Origin of the sequence: Terrimicrobium sacchariphilum, from assembly GCF_001613545.1 — a bacterium.
In the GTDB taxonomy this organism is placed as follows: domain Bacteria; phylum Verrucomicrobiota; class Verrucomicrobiia; order Chthoniobacterales; family Terrimicrobiaceae; genus Terrimicrobium; species Terrimicrobium sacchariphilum.
This window is the reverse complement of sequence record NZ_BDCO01000001.1, coordinates 50,442-66,164: the sequence shown is the minus strand read 5'-3', so window position 1 is coordinate 66,164 and position 15,723 is coordinate 50,442. Positions and strand designations below refer to the sequence as shown.

At 59.3% G+C, this 15,723-nt stretch carries 13 protein-coding genes; 8 read left to right on the top strand and 5 right to left on the bottom strand.

The features are described from left to right. The first annotated feature begins 54 nt into the window (after window positions 1-54). On the top strand, window positions 55-330 hold the full coding sequence (locus tag TSACC_RS00200) for a DUF2164 domain-containing protein (protein ID WP_075077390.1): 276 nt from the start codon (window positions 55-57) through the stop codon (window positions 328-330). 343 nt (window positions 331-673) lie between these two features. Continuing rightward, entirely contained in the window at window positions 674-2,101 is a 1,428-nt protein-coding gene (locus TSACC_RS00195; protein WP_075077389.1) for a GH1 family beta-glucosidase, read from the top strand. A 523-nt stretch (window positions 2,102-2,624) separates the two neighbouring features. Here the strand turns inward: TSACC_RS00195 and TSACC_RS22235 are convergent. Next, window positions 2,625-3,701 carry a helix-turn-helix transcriptional regulator gene (locus tag TSACC_RS22235; protein WP_202815874.1) on the bottom strand — a complete coding sequence of 359 codons (1,077 nt, stop codon included), beginning with the start codon at window positions 3,699-3,701 and terminating at the stop codon, window positions 2,625-2,627. Window positions 3,702-3,790: 89 nt separating this feature from the next. On the opposite strand from TSACC_RS22235, the gene TSACC_RS00180 reads away from it, so the two are divergent. The 5 genes from TSACC_RS00180 (at window position 3,791) to TSACC_RS21555 (ending at window position 8,845) form a co-directional block, all read left to right on the top strand. After that, window positions 3,791-4,468 (top strand): lectin-like protein, encoded by a 678-nt coding sequence (locus TSACC_RS00180; RefSeq protein WP_075077386.1) that lies wholly within the window; start codon window positions 3,791-3,793, stop codon window positions 4,466-4,468. Then, on the top strand, window positions 4,465-6,144 hold the full coding sequence (locus tag TSACC_RS00175) for a PEP-CTERM sorting domain-containing protein (protein ID WP_084400072.1): 1,680 nt from the start codon (window positions 4,465-4,467) through the stop codon (window positions 6,142-6,144). The genes TSACC_RS00180 and TSACC_RS00175 overlap by 4 nt, the downstream gene beginning before the upstream one ends. Before the next feature lie 733 nt (window positions 6,145-6,877). Further along, on the top strand, window positions 6,878-7,057 hold the full coding sequence (locus tag TSACC_RS21400) for a phosphoheptose isomerase family protein (protein ID WP_153811176.1): 180 nt from the start codon (window positions 6,878-6,880) through the stop codon (window positions 7,055-7,057). Next, window positions 7,054-8,226, top strand: a complete 1,173-nt coding sequence (locus TSACC_RS00170) for a hypothetical protein (protein WP_075077384.1) — start codon at window positions 7,054-7,056, stop codon at window positions 8,224-8,226. Before TSACC_RS21400 ends, TSACC_RS00170 begins: the two co-directional genes overlap by 4 nt. Window positions 8,227-8,668: 442 nt before the next feature. Further along, window positions 8,669-8,845: a hypothetical protein gene (locus TSACC_RS21555; protein WP_153811175.1), complete on the top strand. Its 177-nt coding sequence runs from the start codon at window positions 8,669-8,671 to the stop codon at window positions 8,843-8,845. Window positions 8,846-8,950: 105 nt separating this feature from the next. Here TSACC_RS21555 and vccA read toward each other — a convergent pair whose 3' ends face one another. From vccA to vccB, 4 genes are read right to left on the bottom strand one after another with little or no spacing between them, the layout of a single operon-like run. Further along, window positions 8,951-12,433, bottom strand: a complete 3,483-nt coding sequence (gene vccA, locus TSACC_RS00165; RefSeq protein ID WP_075077383.1) for a Verru_Chthon cassette protein A — start codon at window positions 12,431-12,433, stop codon at window positions 8,951-8,953. A 38-nt stretch (window positions 12,434-12,471) separates the two neighbouring features. Next, complete coding sequence (gene vccD / locus TSACC_RS00160; protein WP_169809485.1) at window positions 12,472-13,077, bottom strand: Verru_Chthon cassette protein D; 606 nt, start codon at window positions 13,075-13,077, stop codon at window positions 12,472-12,474. Continuing rightward, window positions 13,074-14,051: a hypothetical protein gene (locus TSACC_RS00155; RefSeq protein ID WP_075077381.1), complete on the bottom strand. Its 978-nt coding sequence runs from the start codon at window positions 14,049-14,051 to the stop codon at window positions 13,074-13,076. The genes vccD and TSACC_RS00155 overlap by 4 nt, the downstream gene beginning before the upstream one ends. Window positions 14,052-14,066: 15 nt before the next feature. Beyond that, complete coding sequence (vccB, locus tag TSACC_RS00150; RefSeq protein WP_075077380.1) at window positions 14,067-14,540, bottom strand: Verru_Chthon cassette protein B; 474 nt, start codon at window positions 14,538-14,540, stop codon at window positions 14,067-14,069. A gap of 117 nt (window positions 14,541-14,657) precedes the next feature. On the opposite strand from vccB, the gene TSACC_RS00145 reads away from it, so the two are divergent. After that, on the top strand, window positions 14,658-15,716 hold the full coding sequence (locus TSACC_RS00145; RefSeq protein ID WP_084400070.1) for a LacI family DNA-binding transcriptional regulator: 1,059 nt from the start codon (window positions 14,658-14,660) through the stop codon (window positions 15,714-15,716). Window positions 15,717-15,723 lie beyond the last annotated feature (7 nt).

Below are 15,723 nucleotides of genomic sequence, written 5' to 3'. Positions count from 1 at the left end.
GGCGAACTGCAAGAAAGCTTGGGTTTCGTCGCCTCCTCGCGATAATCTTCCCCCGTGCCTGTTCAACTTTCCAAAGAGGCCGAAAAGGAGATGACAAGTTCCCTTCAGGAGTTTTTATCGACCGAGCTGGAGCTTGAGGTCGGCAATCTCCAAACGGGATTGTTGCTGAGGTTCTTCCTCAGTGAAATCGCACCCACCGTCTATAATCAGGCGATATCCGATGCGGGGCGCTATCTGCTGGGTGCGATGACAGAACTACCTGCAGTTTGTTTTGAACCAGAGTACCAATATTCGGAGCGCAAAAAAGAAAGGCGAGGGAAGCGGGGGTAGGATTGGACAGACGATGGCCACGGCAGGGCTGCTGATTTGTCGGCAATGGATGAAACCGCTTGGCGGCTACACAGCTTTCGCCGAAATTGGCAGCAATTTTCCATGTTGAAGATACATCTGAAGGCACTCCGCGAGCTTTCGCTGTGAAGTAGGTAAGGGGAGCCATCGGTGAGATTATTTCGGCGCTGCATCGTCAGAGAGACCCTTCCGATTGTTCTCCGTTGGCTCCGCGGTTCATGAATCCTGCCTTCGAAGCTCACAGCGATCCAATGCTCTAACGTTAGAGCCGGAAAATTCCTGCGCGAGGGAATTGATGAGGAAATAGTGCTGGCGATTTTTCTTCATGATTACAGACACTTTCCTTCGGCCCCGCGAAGCCTTCGAGGCCAGTCCCTTTCCCGACAACTTTGCCTGGGGCGCCGCGACGGCATCCTATCAAGTCGAGGGAGCCGTCGAGGAGGGAGGGCGCGGATCCTCGATCTGGGACGATTTTTGCCGCACCCCCGGCCGGGTGTGGGAGGGAAACTCCGGGACTATTGCCTGCGATCATTATCATCGTTGGAAGGAGGACGTGGCGTTGATGCGTGAGCTGGGCTTGAAGGCGTATCGGTTCTCGCTTGCCTGGCCTCGGATCATTCCGCAGGGCGAGGGGATGGTCAACGAGGCTGGTCTCGATTTCTATGACTCGCTCGTGGATGAACTGCTGGCTGCAGGGATCGAACCCTGGGTGACGCTTTATCACTGGGACCTCCCCAGCGCGCTCTACCATCGTGGGGGATGGATGAACTCCGCCATGCCGGGCCTTTTCGCCGATTATGCCCAGGTCGTGGTAGCCCGGCTTTCCGACCGGGTCAGGCACTGGATAACGCTCAACGAACCTCAATGCTTCATCGGGCTGGGGCTGGACAGCGGCATTCATGCTCCCGGTATCCGGCTCTCCCGCGCTCAGATCCTCCGAGCGTCACATCACGCGCTGCTGGCCCATGGCCGCGCGGTGGAGGTAATACGCGAACATGCGAAAAGCAGTCCGCTTATCGGCTGCGCTCCCGTCGGGGTGGTTGCATTGCCAGCATCCGAGACCGAATCGGATATCGATGCGGCCAGGCGCGCGATGTTTGCTAGAGACAGCCGGCGAATGATCGTCAATCCCTGGGACGATACTTGCGTCTGGAGCAATACGTGGTGGGGCGATCCGGTCATTTTCGGGCACTACCCGGAGGATGAGTTGAGCGCATTCGGAGCGGATGCTCCGGCTTTCACGTCGGAGGAGATGCGGACCATATCCGCTCCGATCGATTTCTTTGGAGTCAACATCTACCATGCTCTCACGGTGCGCGCCACGGAAGATGGGTTCGCCCAAAGGGTCGAGCCCATGCCGGGGACGCCGCGCTCATCCTTCCAATGGGCGATCACGCCTGAAGCCTTGTATTGGGGGCCGCGCTTCCTGCACGAGCGATACAAGCTGCCCGTGGTGATCACCGAGAATGGTATCGCCAATCCCGACTGGGTGAATCTCGACGGCGCCGTGGAGGACCCCCAACGCATCGACTTTACCCGGCGCTATCTCCGCGCCCTGGGTGCGGCAATCGCCGACGGCGTCGACGTTCGCGGCTATTTTCATTGGTCGTTGATGGACAACTTCGAATGGGCCGAGGGCTATAAACAGCGCTTTGGCCTGATTCATGTGGATTTTGAATCACTGAAGCGGACTCCCAAGGCCTCATATCACTGGTATCAGCAGGTGATTGCGTCCAACGGTGCATCCTTGTAGCCAGGCCTCATCCCGGCAGCATCTTCGCTAGAGATGGCACCTTTGCAGGAGACTGCACCGGGCCATCGCATTTATGAATTCGATTCCTTGGAAAATTTCATCCATCGGCATGGAAGCGACGGTTCTCATTCCCTTATCAGATATCGGCCCGCTTATTCTCTTGTTGAGGCCCATCGGTTATGATCCGTAAGCAGTGAGGGCTTCACCGAGGAAAGGATGAAAAGGAATTCTCCGACCGGGAATCTCGCATCGCTCATGTCGTTCTGAGCGAGGTGCCTTGGCTGCACGAAATGGGATGGCCAGAGAATCGATGGGCGACTGTGCCCGAGTTGTTGCGAAGTCCGGACTGGTCCTCAAACTGCTTCTCGACGGACCTGGGAAAAATCAGATCGTGGCTTACCAGACCATCAGCGAAAACACCGTTTCGGGATGCCTGAAGGCGATTTATCGGTATTTCGGAGTTCCTTCCCATGCAGAGTTGCTGAGCAGATTCCGGTCGCATTGCGAGGAGGACTTGTGACCGTCAAACCTCGCGCCGGTGCTCGTTAAGGGCGCTGAGGGCCGCCGTTCGCGTTTCGCATCCGAGCTTCGCCAGGATGTGTTCGACATGCTTGCTTACGGTGCGTCTCGCTATGCCCAGGATGAGCGCGATTTCCGCATCCCTTTTCCCCTGGCCGATCCAGTGCAAAACCTCCCTCTCCCGGGGAGTGACCGTGCGCTCATCAGGAAATCCCCGGCATGCCTCCATCTCGCTTCGCGAGTGCAGATGAGCCAGCGCCAGATGAGGGCCAAGCAAGCGAGCCAGGCACATTTCCTCCTCCGTGAACGGGGTGTCGCGGTTGATCGTGAAGCCGGCTACGAAGCCCGGCGCGACCAGCGGCAGAACGATTTGGTGTCCTCCGTTCAAAGGACGAAAGACATCGTGGTAGAGGGCAAGACGGCGCAGTCTCCTCTGGCTGATCAGGTCGTCCAGACGTAACGGCTCACGCAGTCCGTCGCGGATGGCGAAATACGCAGGATGCTCTTTTTCCACGAGTTCCGAAAGCCTTTCCGCCCAACCGCGGGGGCCTTGGCGCGAGGATGCGTGTCTCGAAATGCCTGACGCCAGGTGGTACGCGTCGGAAGTAATGAAACTTGCCGGAATCAACTCTGCCAGAGCCGAAAAGACCGACTGGGAAAAATCCTTTGTATCCGAGGCAGCGTGAATTCTTTCCACGGCCTCGGAGTAAGCTTTCAGTTCGCGGCTCCTTAGAATTGCGAGATTCATTTCCCTACTTTGCGCGATCTCCATGCGCCGAGCATGATCCTTACAGCCAGGACGACATCTGGCCATACGCATTTCTCCGTATTTACCGGCCCGGTGGAAAGGATGCAAAGTCCGCGCCCATGAAAGCTGCGGGAAAGTGTCTTCAGGCCTCGTTCCTGATAACGCCTCTATTTCTTCCCCCCAATCGTGGGGGTAGGCAGAGCTCCGGTTTTCCCATAAACAAACCGCCGATAGATCAGGCGGATGGATCAGTCGAAACTCCCGACGAATCCTCTCATTGCAAGATTCAGGCCCAAACCCAACTCCATTCATGAAAAACGGATCTTTCAGCACGGCAGGGTATTGGTCATTGGGACAGGCTCCCAGCGGAGACCCCGAGCCCCCCGGCCCCGCTGCCACCATTACACTCAGCTAGACCGAATATGTCCGAGAAAATATCCGCCGTCTTCGCAACCCTCTCGCAGGGCATTGCCGCACATCTTTTGGCGGCGGTCTTTATCCTCTCTGCCACGGGAGCGGTCGAGGCTGCAGTACTCACGGGCCCGGTGGTAAATCCGGCGAACGGACACACCTATTACTTGCTGAATTCGAATATTTGGACAGCCTCGGAAAACGAAGCCATCGATCTTGGCGGTCATTTGACGACGATCAATGACGCGGACGAAAACGCCTGGGTGTTATCCACTTTCTCGTTTTATGGCGGCACCTACAAAGATTTGTGGATTGGGCTTTCAGATTTTGCATCCGAGGGGAATTGGGTGTGGGCAAACGGAGAAACGTCTTCTTTCAGGAATTGGAGTGTTGGCGAACCGAATAACGCCGGCGATCAGGATTACGGCTTCATTCTCGGATTAGGACGCGGGACGGCAGGATATTGGGACGATTACTTCAATGCGAACACAGCCCCACCGTTCCCGCTGCACGGTGTTGTCGAAATCGTCCCCGAACCCTCTACCTGGGCGCTCCTCGCGCTCAGCGGAGCAACTCTCTTCCTCCTAAAACGTCGAAAACAATCCGCACGAATCACAAACGGCTTCCGCTCCTGCCCTGCTAAGGAGTTCTCTCGCCGAGAGCACCTTCCATTTCCAATTCCACAATGATGAAACCCAACTATTGCCTGCTCCTTCTCGCTGCGGCCCTTGCCTTCCAGGCCGCACCCCTTCACGCCCAATCCTACACCGCCATCGACCTCGGCACCCTCGGCGGGGCGAGTAGCCGCGCCAACGGCATCAATGCCTCGGGCCAGATTGTGGGATCTGCCTATACATCTGGCAACAGTGCCGAGCACGCGACGCTCTTCAGCGGCACCGGAAGTGGCAATACCGACCTCGGCACCCTTGGCGGGACGTATAGCGCCGCCCACGGCATCAACGCCTCGGGCCAGATCATGGGATATGCCGTCACGTCCGACGACGTCTCCCACGCGACGCTCTTCAGTGGCACAGGCAGCGGGAATATCGACCTCGGCACCCTCGGGGGGACATATAACGACGCGTACGGCATCAACGCCTCGGGCCAGATCGTGGGCAGGTCCACCACATCTGGCGACAGTGCCTATCATGCGACGCTCTTCAGTGGCACAGGCAGCGGCAATACCGACCTCGGCACCCTCGGCGGGACGAATAGCCATGCCTACGGCATCAACGCCTCGGGCCAGATCGTGGGCTTGGCCTACACATCTGGCAACACTGCATACCACGCGACACTCTTCAGCGGCACAGGCAGCGGCAATACTGACCTCGGCACCCTCGGCGGGACGAATAGCCGCGCCTACGGCATCAATGCCTCGGGCCAGATTGTGGGCTTGGCTTACACATCCGGCAACACTGCATACCACGCGACACTCTTCAGCGGCACAGGCAGCGGCAATACCGACCTCGGCACCCTCGGCGGGACGAATAGCCGCGCCTACGGCATCAATGCCTCGGGCCAGATCGTGGGATCTGCCAACACATCCGGAAACAGTGCCGAGAATGGCTTCCTCTATGTCAACAAAACCATGCTGGATCTCAATGCCATCACCACCGGGGCCACCAATATTACTATCGGGAGCGTCAGCTCTCCCATCAACGACTGGGGCCAGATCGCAGCCTATGGGACGGTGGGCGGCCAGACACGTGCCCTGCTGCTCAACCCCGCCGATCCCAACACCAGCACCGCCGCCGGAGTCACGAACACGAAGTTCGTCGCCGGGATGAACTACGACAAATTTACCGCCCTTACCCGCTCAAGCGGACTCGGCACCACCGTCGATCTGCTCGACGGCACGGCTGGAAGCGGCGGGAACGGATACTACGGCCAGAACCGCGATGTGGATGTTTTCTTCACCGACTTGGAAATCGGGCTCGCCAGCGACATCGTGAGCCTCAGCGGCACTTCCGGAATAGGCTTCTCCGACATCCTCGTCCTCCAGCTCACCTACGACGAAGCCACCGCCACCGCCCTCTTCGGCAACGAAGCCGCCACCCGCCTCGGGTGGTTCGACCCCGGCACCGGAAGCTGGACCCTCGCTGTGGACGGCAATACCGGCGGCACCGCCTTCTTCGCCGGAGACCGCGCCTACAACGCCGCCACCGACTTCCACCTCGGTACTTACGGCTTGGACACCGCTAACAACACCGTCTGGGCCGTCACCAACCACAATAGCGAGTTCGCCGCCATTCCCGAGCCCTCGACCTACGCGCTCCTCGCCCTCGCAGGCGCAGCGGCCCTCCTCATCAAAGGCCGAAAAACAACCCGTACGAATCACAAACGGCTTTCGTCCCTTTCCCGATAGAGCGCTTACGCCAAAAGCACGTTCCATAAATCCGACAAACACGTCTCCAACTAAGCTCTTCTCATCGATTACCGGCCCGGTGGAAAGGGTGTGAAGTCCGCGTCCGTGAAAGCTGATGGCAAGCTTCTTTAGCCCTCGTTTCTGATACAGCCGCCGGTTTTTCTCGCCCCATTCGTGGGGTGCGGCTTCCCAATTTTTCCATACACAGACGACCGGCTGGCAACCTAGATGGAGCAGTCGAATCTCCCGGCGACCTACGCGATGCTTATGGTCTCTGGTGTGGCGTTGGGTCTCGGCCTATTGCGACGGCGAACGGTGAGCTGACCTATTCAGCGCAGTAATCATCAACCGAAGCCGAAAGTCCGAAAATTTTCGCTTTCTGAAAAAGTCATCCCCGGAGCGGGAGCATGTCCTAGTCATCATGCACTCTGGCAAGCATCATCACGGCGGGAGCGTTCGGCGATGCACTGCTACAGTTGGCGGGCGCGCCGGATCCGACTTTCTACACTAGCTTTTACACAGCTAGCCCGGATATTTTGTCCCTGGAACAAGAAAGTTGCGAGGTCGCCGGGGTTGGCTGTTAAGGTTGACGTTATTCAAGACGCTTAACCGAGGGGGGTTAATTAATGAAATATAGTGCCGGAGATGGGTGGAAGTTGCTAAGATTGGATCGCCGGCGATTCGAGGGGGAGTTCACGGGAGGGAGGTGTTGAGCAATGGCGGGGTTATACTGGTGAGGCAGCTTCCTGTTCTCGCGCTCACCGGGGAAAGTGGCGGCGGGCTAAAGGATCTGGCCGATGTTTGCATCTGTGTCCCTGCGACGAGCACGACGCTCGTCCGAGAATTTCATCTCCCGATCTATCATTGTCTCTGCCTGATGCTGGAGGATAGATTTGCCTCCATCCATCAATGAAGTACCCCTTTCCCGAGCGCCGAAAGATAGCCTCCCAGCCGTCCTGGGTCATCAGTAACGATTGTGTGAGTCTTGCCGTGACGGAACTCGGCGGCCACATGGCACCCGTCACCTTTTGCCGGGACGGCAAGCATCCCGTCCAGCCCTACTATATCAGCCCGTGGCAGGATGAGCGCCCGGTTCCCATGCCAGCAACGATGGTCCCGCTGCGAGGTGATTTCTTCTGCCTGCCTTTTGGTGCGAATCAGGAAGCCTGGCGCGGCGAAAGACATCCCCCGCACGGCGATACTGCGGGGGACCGCTGGAGGCTGGAGGAGGCGGTTCGGACCGAGGGTGCGACCAGCCTTCGCATCTGCCTCGAGACCCAGGTGCGTCCGGGCGTGGTTCATCGCGAGTTCACGCTCCGCGATGGTCACAATGCCGTCTATTGCCGCACGGTGATCGAGGGATTTCGCGGGCATACTCCCTTTGCACACCATGCCGTGCTTGCGACTCCTCAGCAGGAGCGTGCGCTGCGCATCTTCACCAGCCCTTTCACCTTTGGGCGGACCTACCCTGTGGCCTTGGCTGATCCCGCGCAGGGAGAGTATCAGTTTCTGGCTCGTGACGCCGTTTTCCGTTCGCTGGCAAAGGTGCATTCGATATTCAAGGGCGAGCCCCCGGCGGATTATTCCGCGTTTCCGACGCGTCCCGGCTTTTGCGATCTCCTCCAGCAATTTGAGCGGCCTGCCAAAGCTGCCCTCTCCTGGGTGGTTGCGATCAACATCGAGGAAAACTGGATGTGGTTTGCCTTGAAGAACCCCGCCGTCATGCCTGGACGATTGTTTTGGGTGGAAAACAAAGGCCGCCACCAGCCTCCTTGGAGCGGGCGAAACAGCTGCCTCGGCATCGAGGATGGCTGCATGTACTTCGATCGCGGCGTCGCCGAATCCAGTCGTCCTAATCCGATAAGCTGTCGCGGCATTCCGACCAGCGTAAACCTGACCGGCAGGTCTCCCTTTGAGGTGCGCTACATCCAAGGAGCGGTCAACGTGCCAAAGGGCTTTACTGACGTCGGGAAGGCTGAATTTCTCCCCGGCGAGATGGTATTTGCCTCGTCTTCTGGAGCCACTGTTTGCGTGCCCGTGGATTCCGGCTTTCTGATCCCCCCTGAGAAAAGCCTGTCCTGAGCGGACTCGCCGATGGGCTCCAGGTAGAGAGCAAGCGGCATGTGCAGAAGCTGCGCCGAGCGCAGGGACCGCGAGTACCGCCCAGCACTGGCAAGACCGTGCCGCTAGGCGATTCGCCGGGATTGCCGACAAAGGCGAAACATCGAGACTTCCCGCGCAACGGCAACAATCGCGACCGCACAGCTAGCGTGGCTATCAGAGCCTATCCCTTAATAGCCAATCCGCCCGATCAATCTTCGGCTCCTTGCGCCGAGGATGGACGAACCAAAACAACTAGCCTAGACATCAATACCGAGTCCTCAGATTAACTCTCCAGCTGAAGCAATCGACGAGTCCGCGCAAATTTTTAAATATGGCTGACCTTACCTAACGCTTGGGTCCCACATTTAGGTTCGGATGACGTGAGAGGGTTTTCGGATTGTTGATGTTCTGTGATGCATCGATGCGGTGGCATTCCCGGGTGTATTCTTCGATCAGGGGTAAAGACACGCAGCTTGTCGCCTCGCTGCGCATAGTCGCTCATGAAGTCCCAGCACCACACATGACCAAGGCCCGCGCCTTGAGCCTCTGGTCGCATCTCGGCGAGAAGTGCGTCTATGCGGTCTTCGACCTCATGTGACGAAAGACCCGATCTTGGTGCGAGACATGTTTGAAGAATTGCTGATAGGAGAAGGGGCCGCCCGAGGCGGCATTTCAGCCTTGGCAGGTCCTGAATGAACCCGACTCAGGGAACGAAGCCTGTTTGCTCGACCACACGCCAGCGATAGTAGCTCTCCAGAGAAGGATCAGACGCATCGGTCGCGGCATCCGGCAGATTGGTATCCGCCGGGTTGAGGTAGCGCTCGATGGTGGTCGATCCGCGATATTCCCCGGTGATCACGCCGAGGGATTCGTTCCAGACCGCGGGATCGGGTGAGCGATTGTTCAGCGACTGGGTGGTGTAGTAAACCCGGAAGGTGTTCGACTTTGTCGTGATGCGGGGATAAATCGTCGCATACGGCCGCTCGCGGAGGTTGTCTCCCACCAGGGCATACTTGTCACCATACCACTCCGTTCGTGCAGCGGAGTCCGAGGTCCACGAGGCACCGGACGGGACCAGGAAAATGTCGCAGATCTCCGTGGCCGAGCGAAAGATGTCGCCCTGGGAGAAGCGGTCTTTGAATTGGCGCAGGGTTCCATTGGTATCGCTGAGGTTCAGGGACGAACGCGCCGGACTGGATATTGTCCGCTGGTAGACGCCGGCGAACTTGGGAATCTGAGCGACCTTCTCCGGCGCCAGCACTGCGCGAAGGGCTGTATTCCGCGTGATATAGGTAAACGGCAGGATCTGGTAATTCATATTGACTTTCCCTGCGGTCGAGAATGGTTCGCTGATGGCATAGGGCTCGGCGATCGGCATCCAGAAAAGATCGAGCAGGTAGTGATCCCGGGGATCATTCGAGCCGGGGTGTCCGGTCGGACCCGGCCGGAACAGCAGCGTCTGCCAGGGGCTCTGCGCGATGACTCCCGTGGGCAGAGACCCGAACATCACGGGTGATGGCACCTGGCGATTGGCGGAGAAGAACGACGCGCCGATGGCTTGTTCTCCGTAGTCCGTGTCGAAGTACGGGACCTGCGTCGCAGCCTTATAGATGGTTCCTTCGTCTGGTTTGTTAATAAAGGGACCATCCAGCAGGCTCCCAAACCCATTGTCCCAATCCCCCGGAGTGTTCGAGGTTGCTCCCACAAACGCACCCTGGACGGTGGCGGGAACGAACGGCTTGCGCTTTAGTTGCTGGGCGGGATCATAGAGGGTGCCGCGCACGTATCCATTGAAGTCCTTTACCGGAGTGTCGAGCCCGAACCCTTGAGGGCTTCCGGAGGACGGGTGGGGCACGAATACGGAATCCGGCACATCGGTTCTCGCCAGCAGGCGATAGTCCCCGAATGCTTGGGAGGGGACGACGCTCACGACGACGTCCTTGGGATCGATCGCGGCAGAGGCGTACAGGTCCGCTTGAGCTATCCGCTTTTCGAATCGATCCTCAATGGGATCTGTCGAAGCTTCCCTGTTTAAATTGACTACTCCAAACTTGCGATACACCGGCAGGCCGGGTACGGGCAGCGCGGTGGAGCCGGGAAAGTTGATTTTGTAGGTCGAGACGAGATTGGACACGCCATCGTACAGCTGGAGGGTGAGCGCTCCGCCGGAGAAGTTCATTGACCCAGACGCGACGGGGATTTCCAGGATGTTGCTGTAGAGCGGAAACTTCGAAGGATAGGCGGTGCCGAGATTGCGGATGAGGGCGCGCCAGTCGAGCGGACCGCCATAGGCGCGGGAATGTGTCGGAGGCGTGTTGAAAGCCAGCTGGACCGAGGCGCTCTTGGGCATCCCCATCGAGTTGCCGTTCAGGGTGAAGGAATCGAGGCCGGATACGGTGACTTTTGCGTCTGGATAATGAGCGCTCCAGCCGAGATTGGGATCGAAGAAGTTGATCACCAGAAAGGCCTGGACGGCGCGTGTACCCGATGGCGGTATGTAATTATTAGTAGGCCCCTTATAGCCGACTGAGGCCGCTTGGTCTTCGTAGACCGGGGTGGCGCCTGTCGAGCCATTGGCTCCCTCTCCCACAGCGACGAAGACCAGCGCCACCTCGGTGATACGATAAAAGCGGCCAAAGCCCTGCGTGTTCCAGGCAGTGGAAATACTGGGGGTCACCTCGCCAGTGCCAAAGTTCTGATTGGATGCGGCGTTGGGTGAACGGACTGCGTACTGGTAGTTACTACTCAGGGTGGAATCCCGGAGATTCATGCACCGGATGTAGTCAAAGATCTCGGTGAGGATCTGGCGGGTCTCGGTCTGACCATATTTGTCGACAAAGCTCTTTCCGACTCCCGGCACATTGCGCTGCGTGGAGCGGTCGAGGTAGTTCAGCAGTTGCTGATTGCGGTTGAGCGAAAGGTCAGCGCTCGGACTACGAGGGTTGAGCCGGGTGAAATAATACGGCTTGCCGTTGATGGTGGAGGCAAAGGCGATGAGCCGGTCGATGGGGGTGCGATAATTGTCGCTCCCATTCTCCGACACCGGCCAGGTGGCGATGCGGGGCTGGCCGAAGAGATTGAGCTCGGGAGAGCGGCTCGTGGCGGTGAGGAAGAATTTGCCGGTCTCGATCTGGGCCAGGGTCAGGTTTGAGCTGTTGCGAGTGGGGCTGAAGAGCATCTCTCCGACGCTGGAGTAGAGATGATCGGTTTTAGCCGTTTCCGGGGTGGAGGTGTCGGACGTCGTGGCGGTGCCTTGCTTCGAGCCGTAGTCATCATTGTAGCGCGGGAAGAGCTTGAAGAGTTTCGATGTGCTTCCCATCGCCGAGGGGTAGGGGGCCGGATCCACGCCCAGCGCGGTGAGGACGGCCTTGAGCGATGTGGTGGCAGGATGCCCCGGGTAGCGCTGGTATTCCCGAGCCATCGGCTGGCTTTTTGCCATCTGCCGTTCATCGCTGGCATTGACATGGGGCGTATCCCAGAAGGTTCCGTCGGCGGCGGTATTGATGTTGATCTTGCAGCTTTCGTCATCGGTCCAGAATGCGGTGCGTCCCACGATGGGGTTGTCCGCGCCGGGCTTTACGCTGGAGTTGGAAAAGGTGGCGATTTGTCCCGTGCCGCCATCGTCCGGGGAAATGATCTCGCCATTGCGGAGGACATAGAGCCAGCGCACGGGCATGGGGGCAGGCTGGTTGCTGGAGGCCCCGGGCGGGCTATCCAGGGCGAACCCATCGAGGGTGAGGAGGCCGGAGCTGGTGGGAGACCGGGTATCGAGGATCGGGTAGCTCAGCGACGATGTGCCTGCGCGGACCGCCGGGGCATTGAGATCGACCCAGATCGCGGGGTTGGAGCTCCAGTTGGTCGCGGGGACATCGCTCGCGAGAGCTGCGTAGCTGGCAGCCTTGAGCGAGGAGGAGGAGTAGAGCCGGTAAATCGTATCCAGCGTCCCGTCGGACCTGAAGGTGCGGATGGCGCCGGGCTGGGACGCCCACACGGAGCCGGAGGCCAGCTTGGTCGCCTGATTGATCTGGCCCTGGACGATGTTGACGGTGGTATCCGCGATCTGCCGGGTGGTCGCTGTGGCCCCATAGCTCGCGGCTGCGCTGCGGTTGGAGCCCGCGCGGTTGAGAAAGCCGATAGCTAGGGCGGCGATGAGCGCCACCATGGCTAGCACGATGATCAGGGCCATGCCGCGGTGCCGGGATCTTGCTAATGCCGGGTGCGTCATCATGGCCGGTAGGTGCTGGGAGTTCCTGTCATGGGGTTGATCTGGATGGTGGCGTAGTTGCGCGGCAGAGACGTGTCCTTGCCATTTCGCGTCGGCAGCACCGTCACGTAGGCCTTAGCCATCTCCACGTAGGGCGAGAGCAGGCCGGAGGGAAAGACCTGAAAGGCGGCGTAGGAATTCCCGGACAGGGGAGTGCCCGTCGGCATGGCATTGGTCAGCCCACACGTGGCGAAAAGGCGAGACGCCGTCGCGGTGTCTTCGGAAATACAGAGTGCCGTGGGGAGCATTTCCGCGCGGGTCAGCGGGCGCGCCTGCGCGGCGCCGGCTCCACCGGGAGGGTCCATCTGCCAGAGCTGAATCGCGCTGATCCCGTTGGCGGATTGGGCGGGAACCTTGATGAACCGCACCTCGACCGGGCGATTCTTTGACGATGCCAGCTGCCGGGCGAGCTGGAGCTGACTCTCTACGAGCTGGGCGGCGCGGGTGACATTCGTATTCTCTATCAGCGAGGAAACGGCTGGCACGGTCAGCGCCATGAGGATGCCCATGATGGCTATCACGACCAGCAGTTCGATGAGGGAAAAGCCGCGGCGATGATGGATCATGGGCTCCATTTCGACTCCTTCATGACGACGGAGAGGTTAAAGATCTGAAAGGAGATGTTTTGGGCGGCCAGCTTTTGCGCGACGTCGTCGAGATCGTGCTGATATTGCGAGACCTGGGTGAACTTCCCCGCCAGAGCGCTCTGGATCTCCGCAGGCGCAGAGGATGATCGTGTGTCCAGCCGCGCAGCCGATGCTTCGCTGATGGCGATGAGGGTGATCTGTACGGTGGGCGGGAGTTGGTTGGCGGTGGAAGGCTGCGGCTTGTCCGTGGCGTTATCGCGGGAGTTGTACTGATAGTTCGATGTCAGGCTCGCTCCATTGGGATCATCCCCGGCGGCGAGGCGGGGCCAGACGATCATGGCGACGATGTTCTCGGCCACGGGGAGCTCTGTTTTCACGGCCGACTGGATCCATTGCGGGTTGGAGACGTCCTTGTTGTCAAAGACCTGGAGACTCTCGGCGGGTTGCAGGCTTTGCATCAGCCGGTAGCGCCATCTCGGCGCGGAAGCCGCCCCTGCGCGAAAGCCATCGTCACTCCCGTAGACCACCCGGTAGCCGCAGGCATTCAGGAGCCCGGCGGCGGATTGATAGGAGGGAGATAGGGAAAAGCCATCCGGAGCTTGAAAGAAGACCTCCTGGCCAGAGCTTGTGCCCTGCGTGTTCTGGCGCACGACAAAGTGCAGGTCGGATTGCCGCAGGTATCGCGTCGGCGATGTCGGGCTGTCATAGTCCCAGTAGGGATTGAGGATGGCCTGAGACAGATGCCGGATGACGAGGTCAAAGGCGGAACGTGCCGCCGTGAAGGTATCGGCCTGGGCTGTCGACTGGCGGATCGTCGATGTCGTTTGATTCAGGACGCTCATGATGAGCGTAAGCAACAGCACGAGCACCGTCGTCGCCACCAGCATCTCCAGGATGGTGAAGCCCTTCCCGGGGCGGATGCGAGGTGACAGCCCTAGCGATGCTCTGACCATACGGCGGGGAGTGACTTATTGGTTCGATTGCCGGGCGGCAAACAGCGAGAAGATGAAGGTCTTCCGCGCGGCGACCGCCGCAGTCGCCGGATAAGAAAGCGTCACCTTGATATTCTGTGCGGAGGTGGAGTCGAAGGTATTGCCTCCGACGGAGCCGTTGTTCAGGTCAAATTTCGCCAGATAGTATCCGCTGTTAGCATCCGTCTTTACGCCGTCTCTGGTAAAATAATACGTGACCGAGTTGAGGTTCTGAATGTTAAAGGCGGTGGAGGGATTAAAGGAAATCTGCTGGAGCTCACCGCGGACATATTGGGAGATGTTTGCCACGGCGGTTTGCGTGCTGGATTCGCGGAGGGTATTGAGCCCGACGGGCAGGAGGCCCAGCGTGGCGATGAGAGCAAACGAGGTGATGCCTATGGCCAGCACGATTTCCACCAGGCTAAAGCCGCCATTCGATGGCCGAAGATCAACTGGGGAGGGAGATTTCATGGGCAGGACGTTAGGAGATTAGGCCACGATCCCACGGGAGACAAATTGAAAGCGGTGCACCTCGTTGCGCGAGCTTGTCAAACCGCTCATTTTGACCTTCCATCGGGATTGCAGCGTATGAAACCCCCAGCTAGCAGGCAGTTGCCGTCTCCCACCCAGAATGCCGTGGCGGCCAAGGCCGGTGTCGCCCGATCGACGGTGAGCCGCGCCTTGAAGAATCACCCCTCCATTCCCGAGGCCACGCGCCTCCACATCCTCCGGGTCGCGGAGGAAATGGGTTACCGCGAGAATCCCTACGTCACCGCCAATATGCAACGAGTGCGCGGTGCGCACGGCACGCGCTCCCAGGCGATCATCGCCTTTCTCACGCCTTACTCGCTGGAGCATTGGTATCAAAAGGTGCTTTCCTATCGGAAGATCTATGAGTCGGCCAGGGAGCGAGCCTTTCATCTCGGTTTTGAGCTGGATCCGATTTCCCTGATCGATCAGTCCCTGGACAGCCGGAGGTGCAATGACATCCTCGTGGCACGAGGCGTGGATGGGGTGCTGGTCGCGCCTTTTGAGAATCCCTTTATCCGCCTGCGCCTGGACTGGACGCGGTTTTCCATCGCCACCCTCGGGTTTGTGCATGTGCGCCCGAGGTTCTCGTACGCAGCGGCGAATCACTATTACAACGTCAGTCTCGTCCTGAGGAAATTGCATCGTCTGGGGTACCGGCGCATCGGGCTCGCGCTGCCGGAGCGGGCAAACCGTTACGCGCAGGGGACCTTCGAGGCCGCCTACCGGCTCTATTCCGGAGCCCAGCCTGCGTGCGACCGGCTCCCTCATTTTGCCCCGGAGGATCTTACCGACTGGAATTCGGTCAAGTTCATGAAGTGGTTTCACAAAAACAAGCCGGAGGTGGTGGTGTGCCTCACCAAGGATGTCCGCGGCTGGCTGGTCGACGCGGGCCTCGACATCCCCGGGGATGTCGGACTCGCCACCCTGAGCAGGCACGGAGCCGAGAGTGACTGGTCAGGCGTTGACCAGCATAGCGAGCTGGTCGGTGCGGCGGGGGTGCAGATCATCGCCGAGCAGCTCACCCTGAACCAGCGCGGGGTGCCGCCCTATCCCCGGGCGACGTTTGTCGAGGGCGAGTGGGCCGCAGGCTGGACCACCCGCCGGTTATCGAGATAGGCGTGCG

Coding starts and splice junctions, on each gene's coding strand:
- TSACC_RS00195 (WP_075077389.1), top strand. CDS start 674: ATGATTACAGACACTTTCCTTCGGCCCCGCGAAGCCTTCGAGGCCAGT.
- TSACC_RS00180 (WP_075077386.1), top strand. CDS start 3,791: ATGTCCGAGAAAATATCCGCCGTCTTCGCAACCCTCTCGCAGGGCATT.
- TSACC_RS00175 (WP_084400072.1), top strand. CDS start 4,465: ATGATGAAACCCAACTATTGCCTGCTCCTTCTCGCTGCGGCCCTTGCC.
- TSACC_RS00170 (WP_075077384.1), top strand. CDS start 7,054: ATGAAGTACCCCTTTCCCGAGCGCCGAAAGATAGCCTCCCAGCCGTCC.
- TSACC_RS21555 (WP_153811175.1), top strand. CDS start 8,669: ATGCGGTGGCATTCCCGGGTGTATTCTTCGATCAGGGGTAAAGACACG.
- vccA (WP_075077383.1), bottom strand. CDS start 12,433: ATGGCCCTGATCATCGTGCTAGCCATGGTGGCGCTCATCGCCGCCCTA.
- vccD (WP_169809485.1), bottom strand. CDS start 13,077: ATGATCCATCATCGCCGCGGCTTTTCCCTCATCGAACTGCTGGTCGTG.
- TSACC_RS00155 (WP_075077381.1), bottom strand. CDS start 14,051: ATGGTCAGAGCATCGCTAGGGCTGTCACCTCGCATCCGCCCCGGGAAG.
- vccB (WP_075077380.1), bottom strand. CDS start 14,540: ATGAAATCTCCCTCCCCAGTTGATCTTCGGCCATCGAATGGCGGCTTT.
- TSACC_RS00145 (WP_084400070.1), top strand. CDS start 14,658: ATGAAACCCCCAGCTAGCAGGCAGTTGCCGTCTCCCACCCAGAATGCC.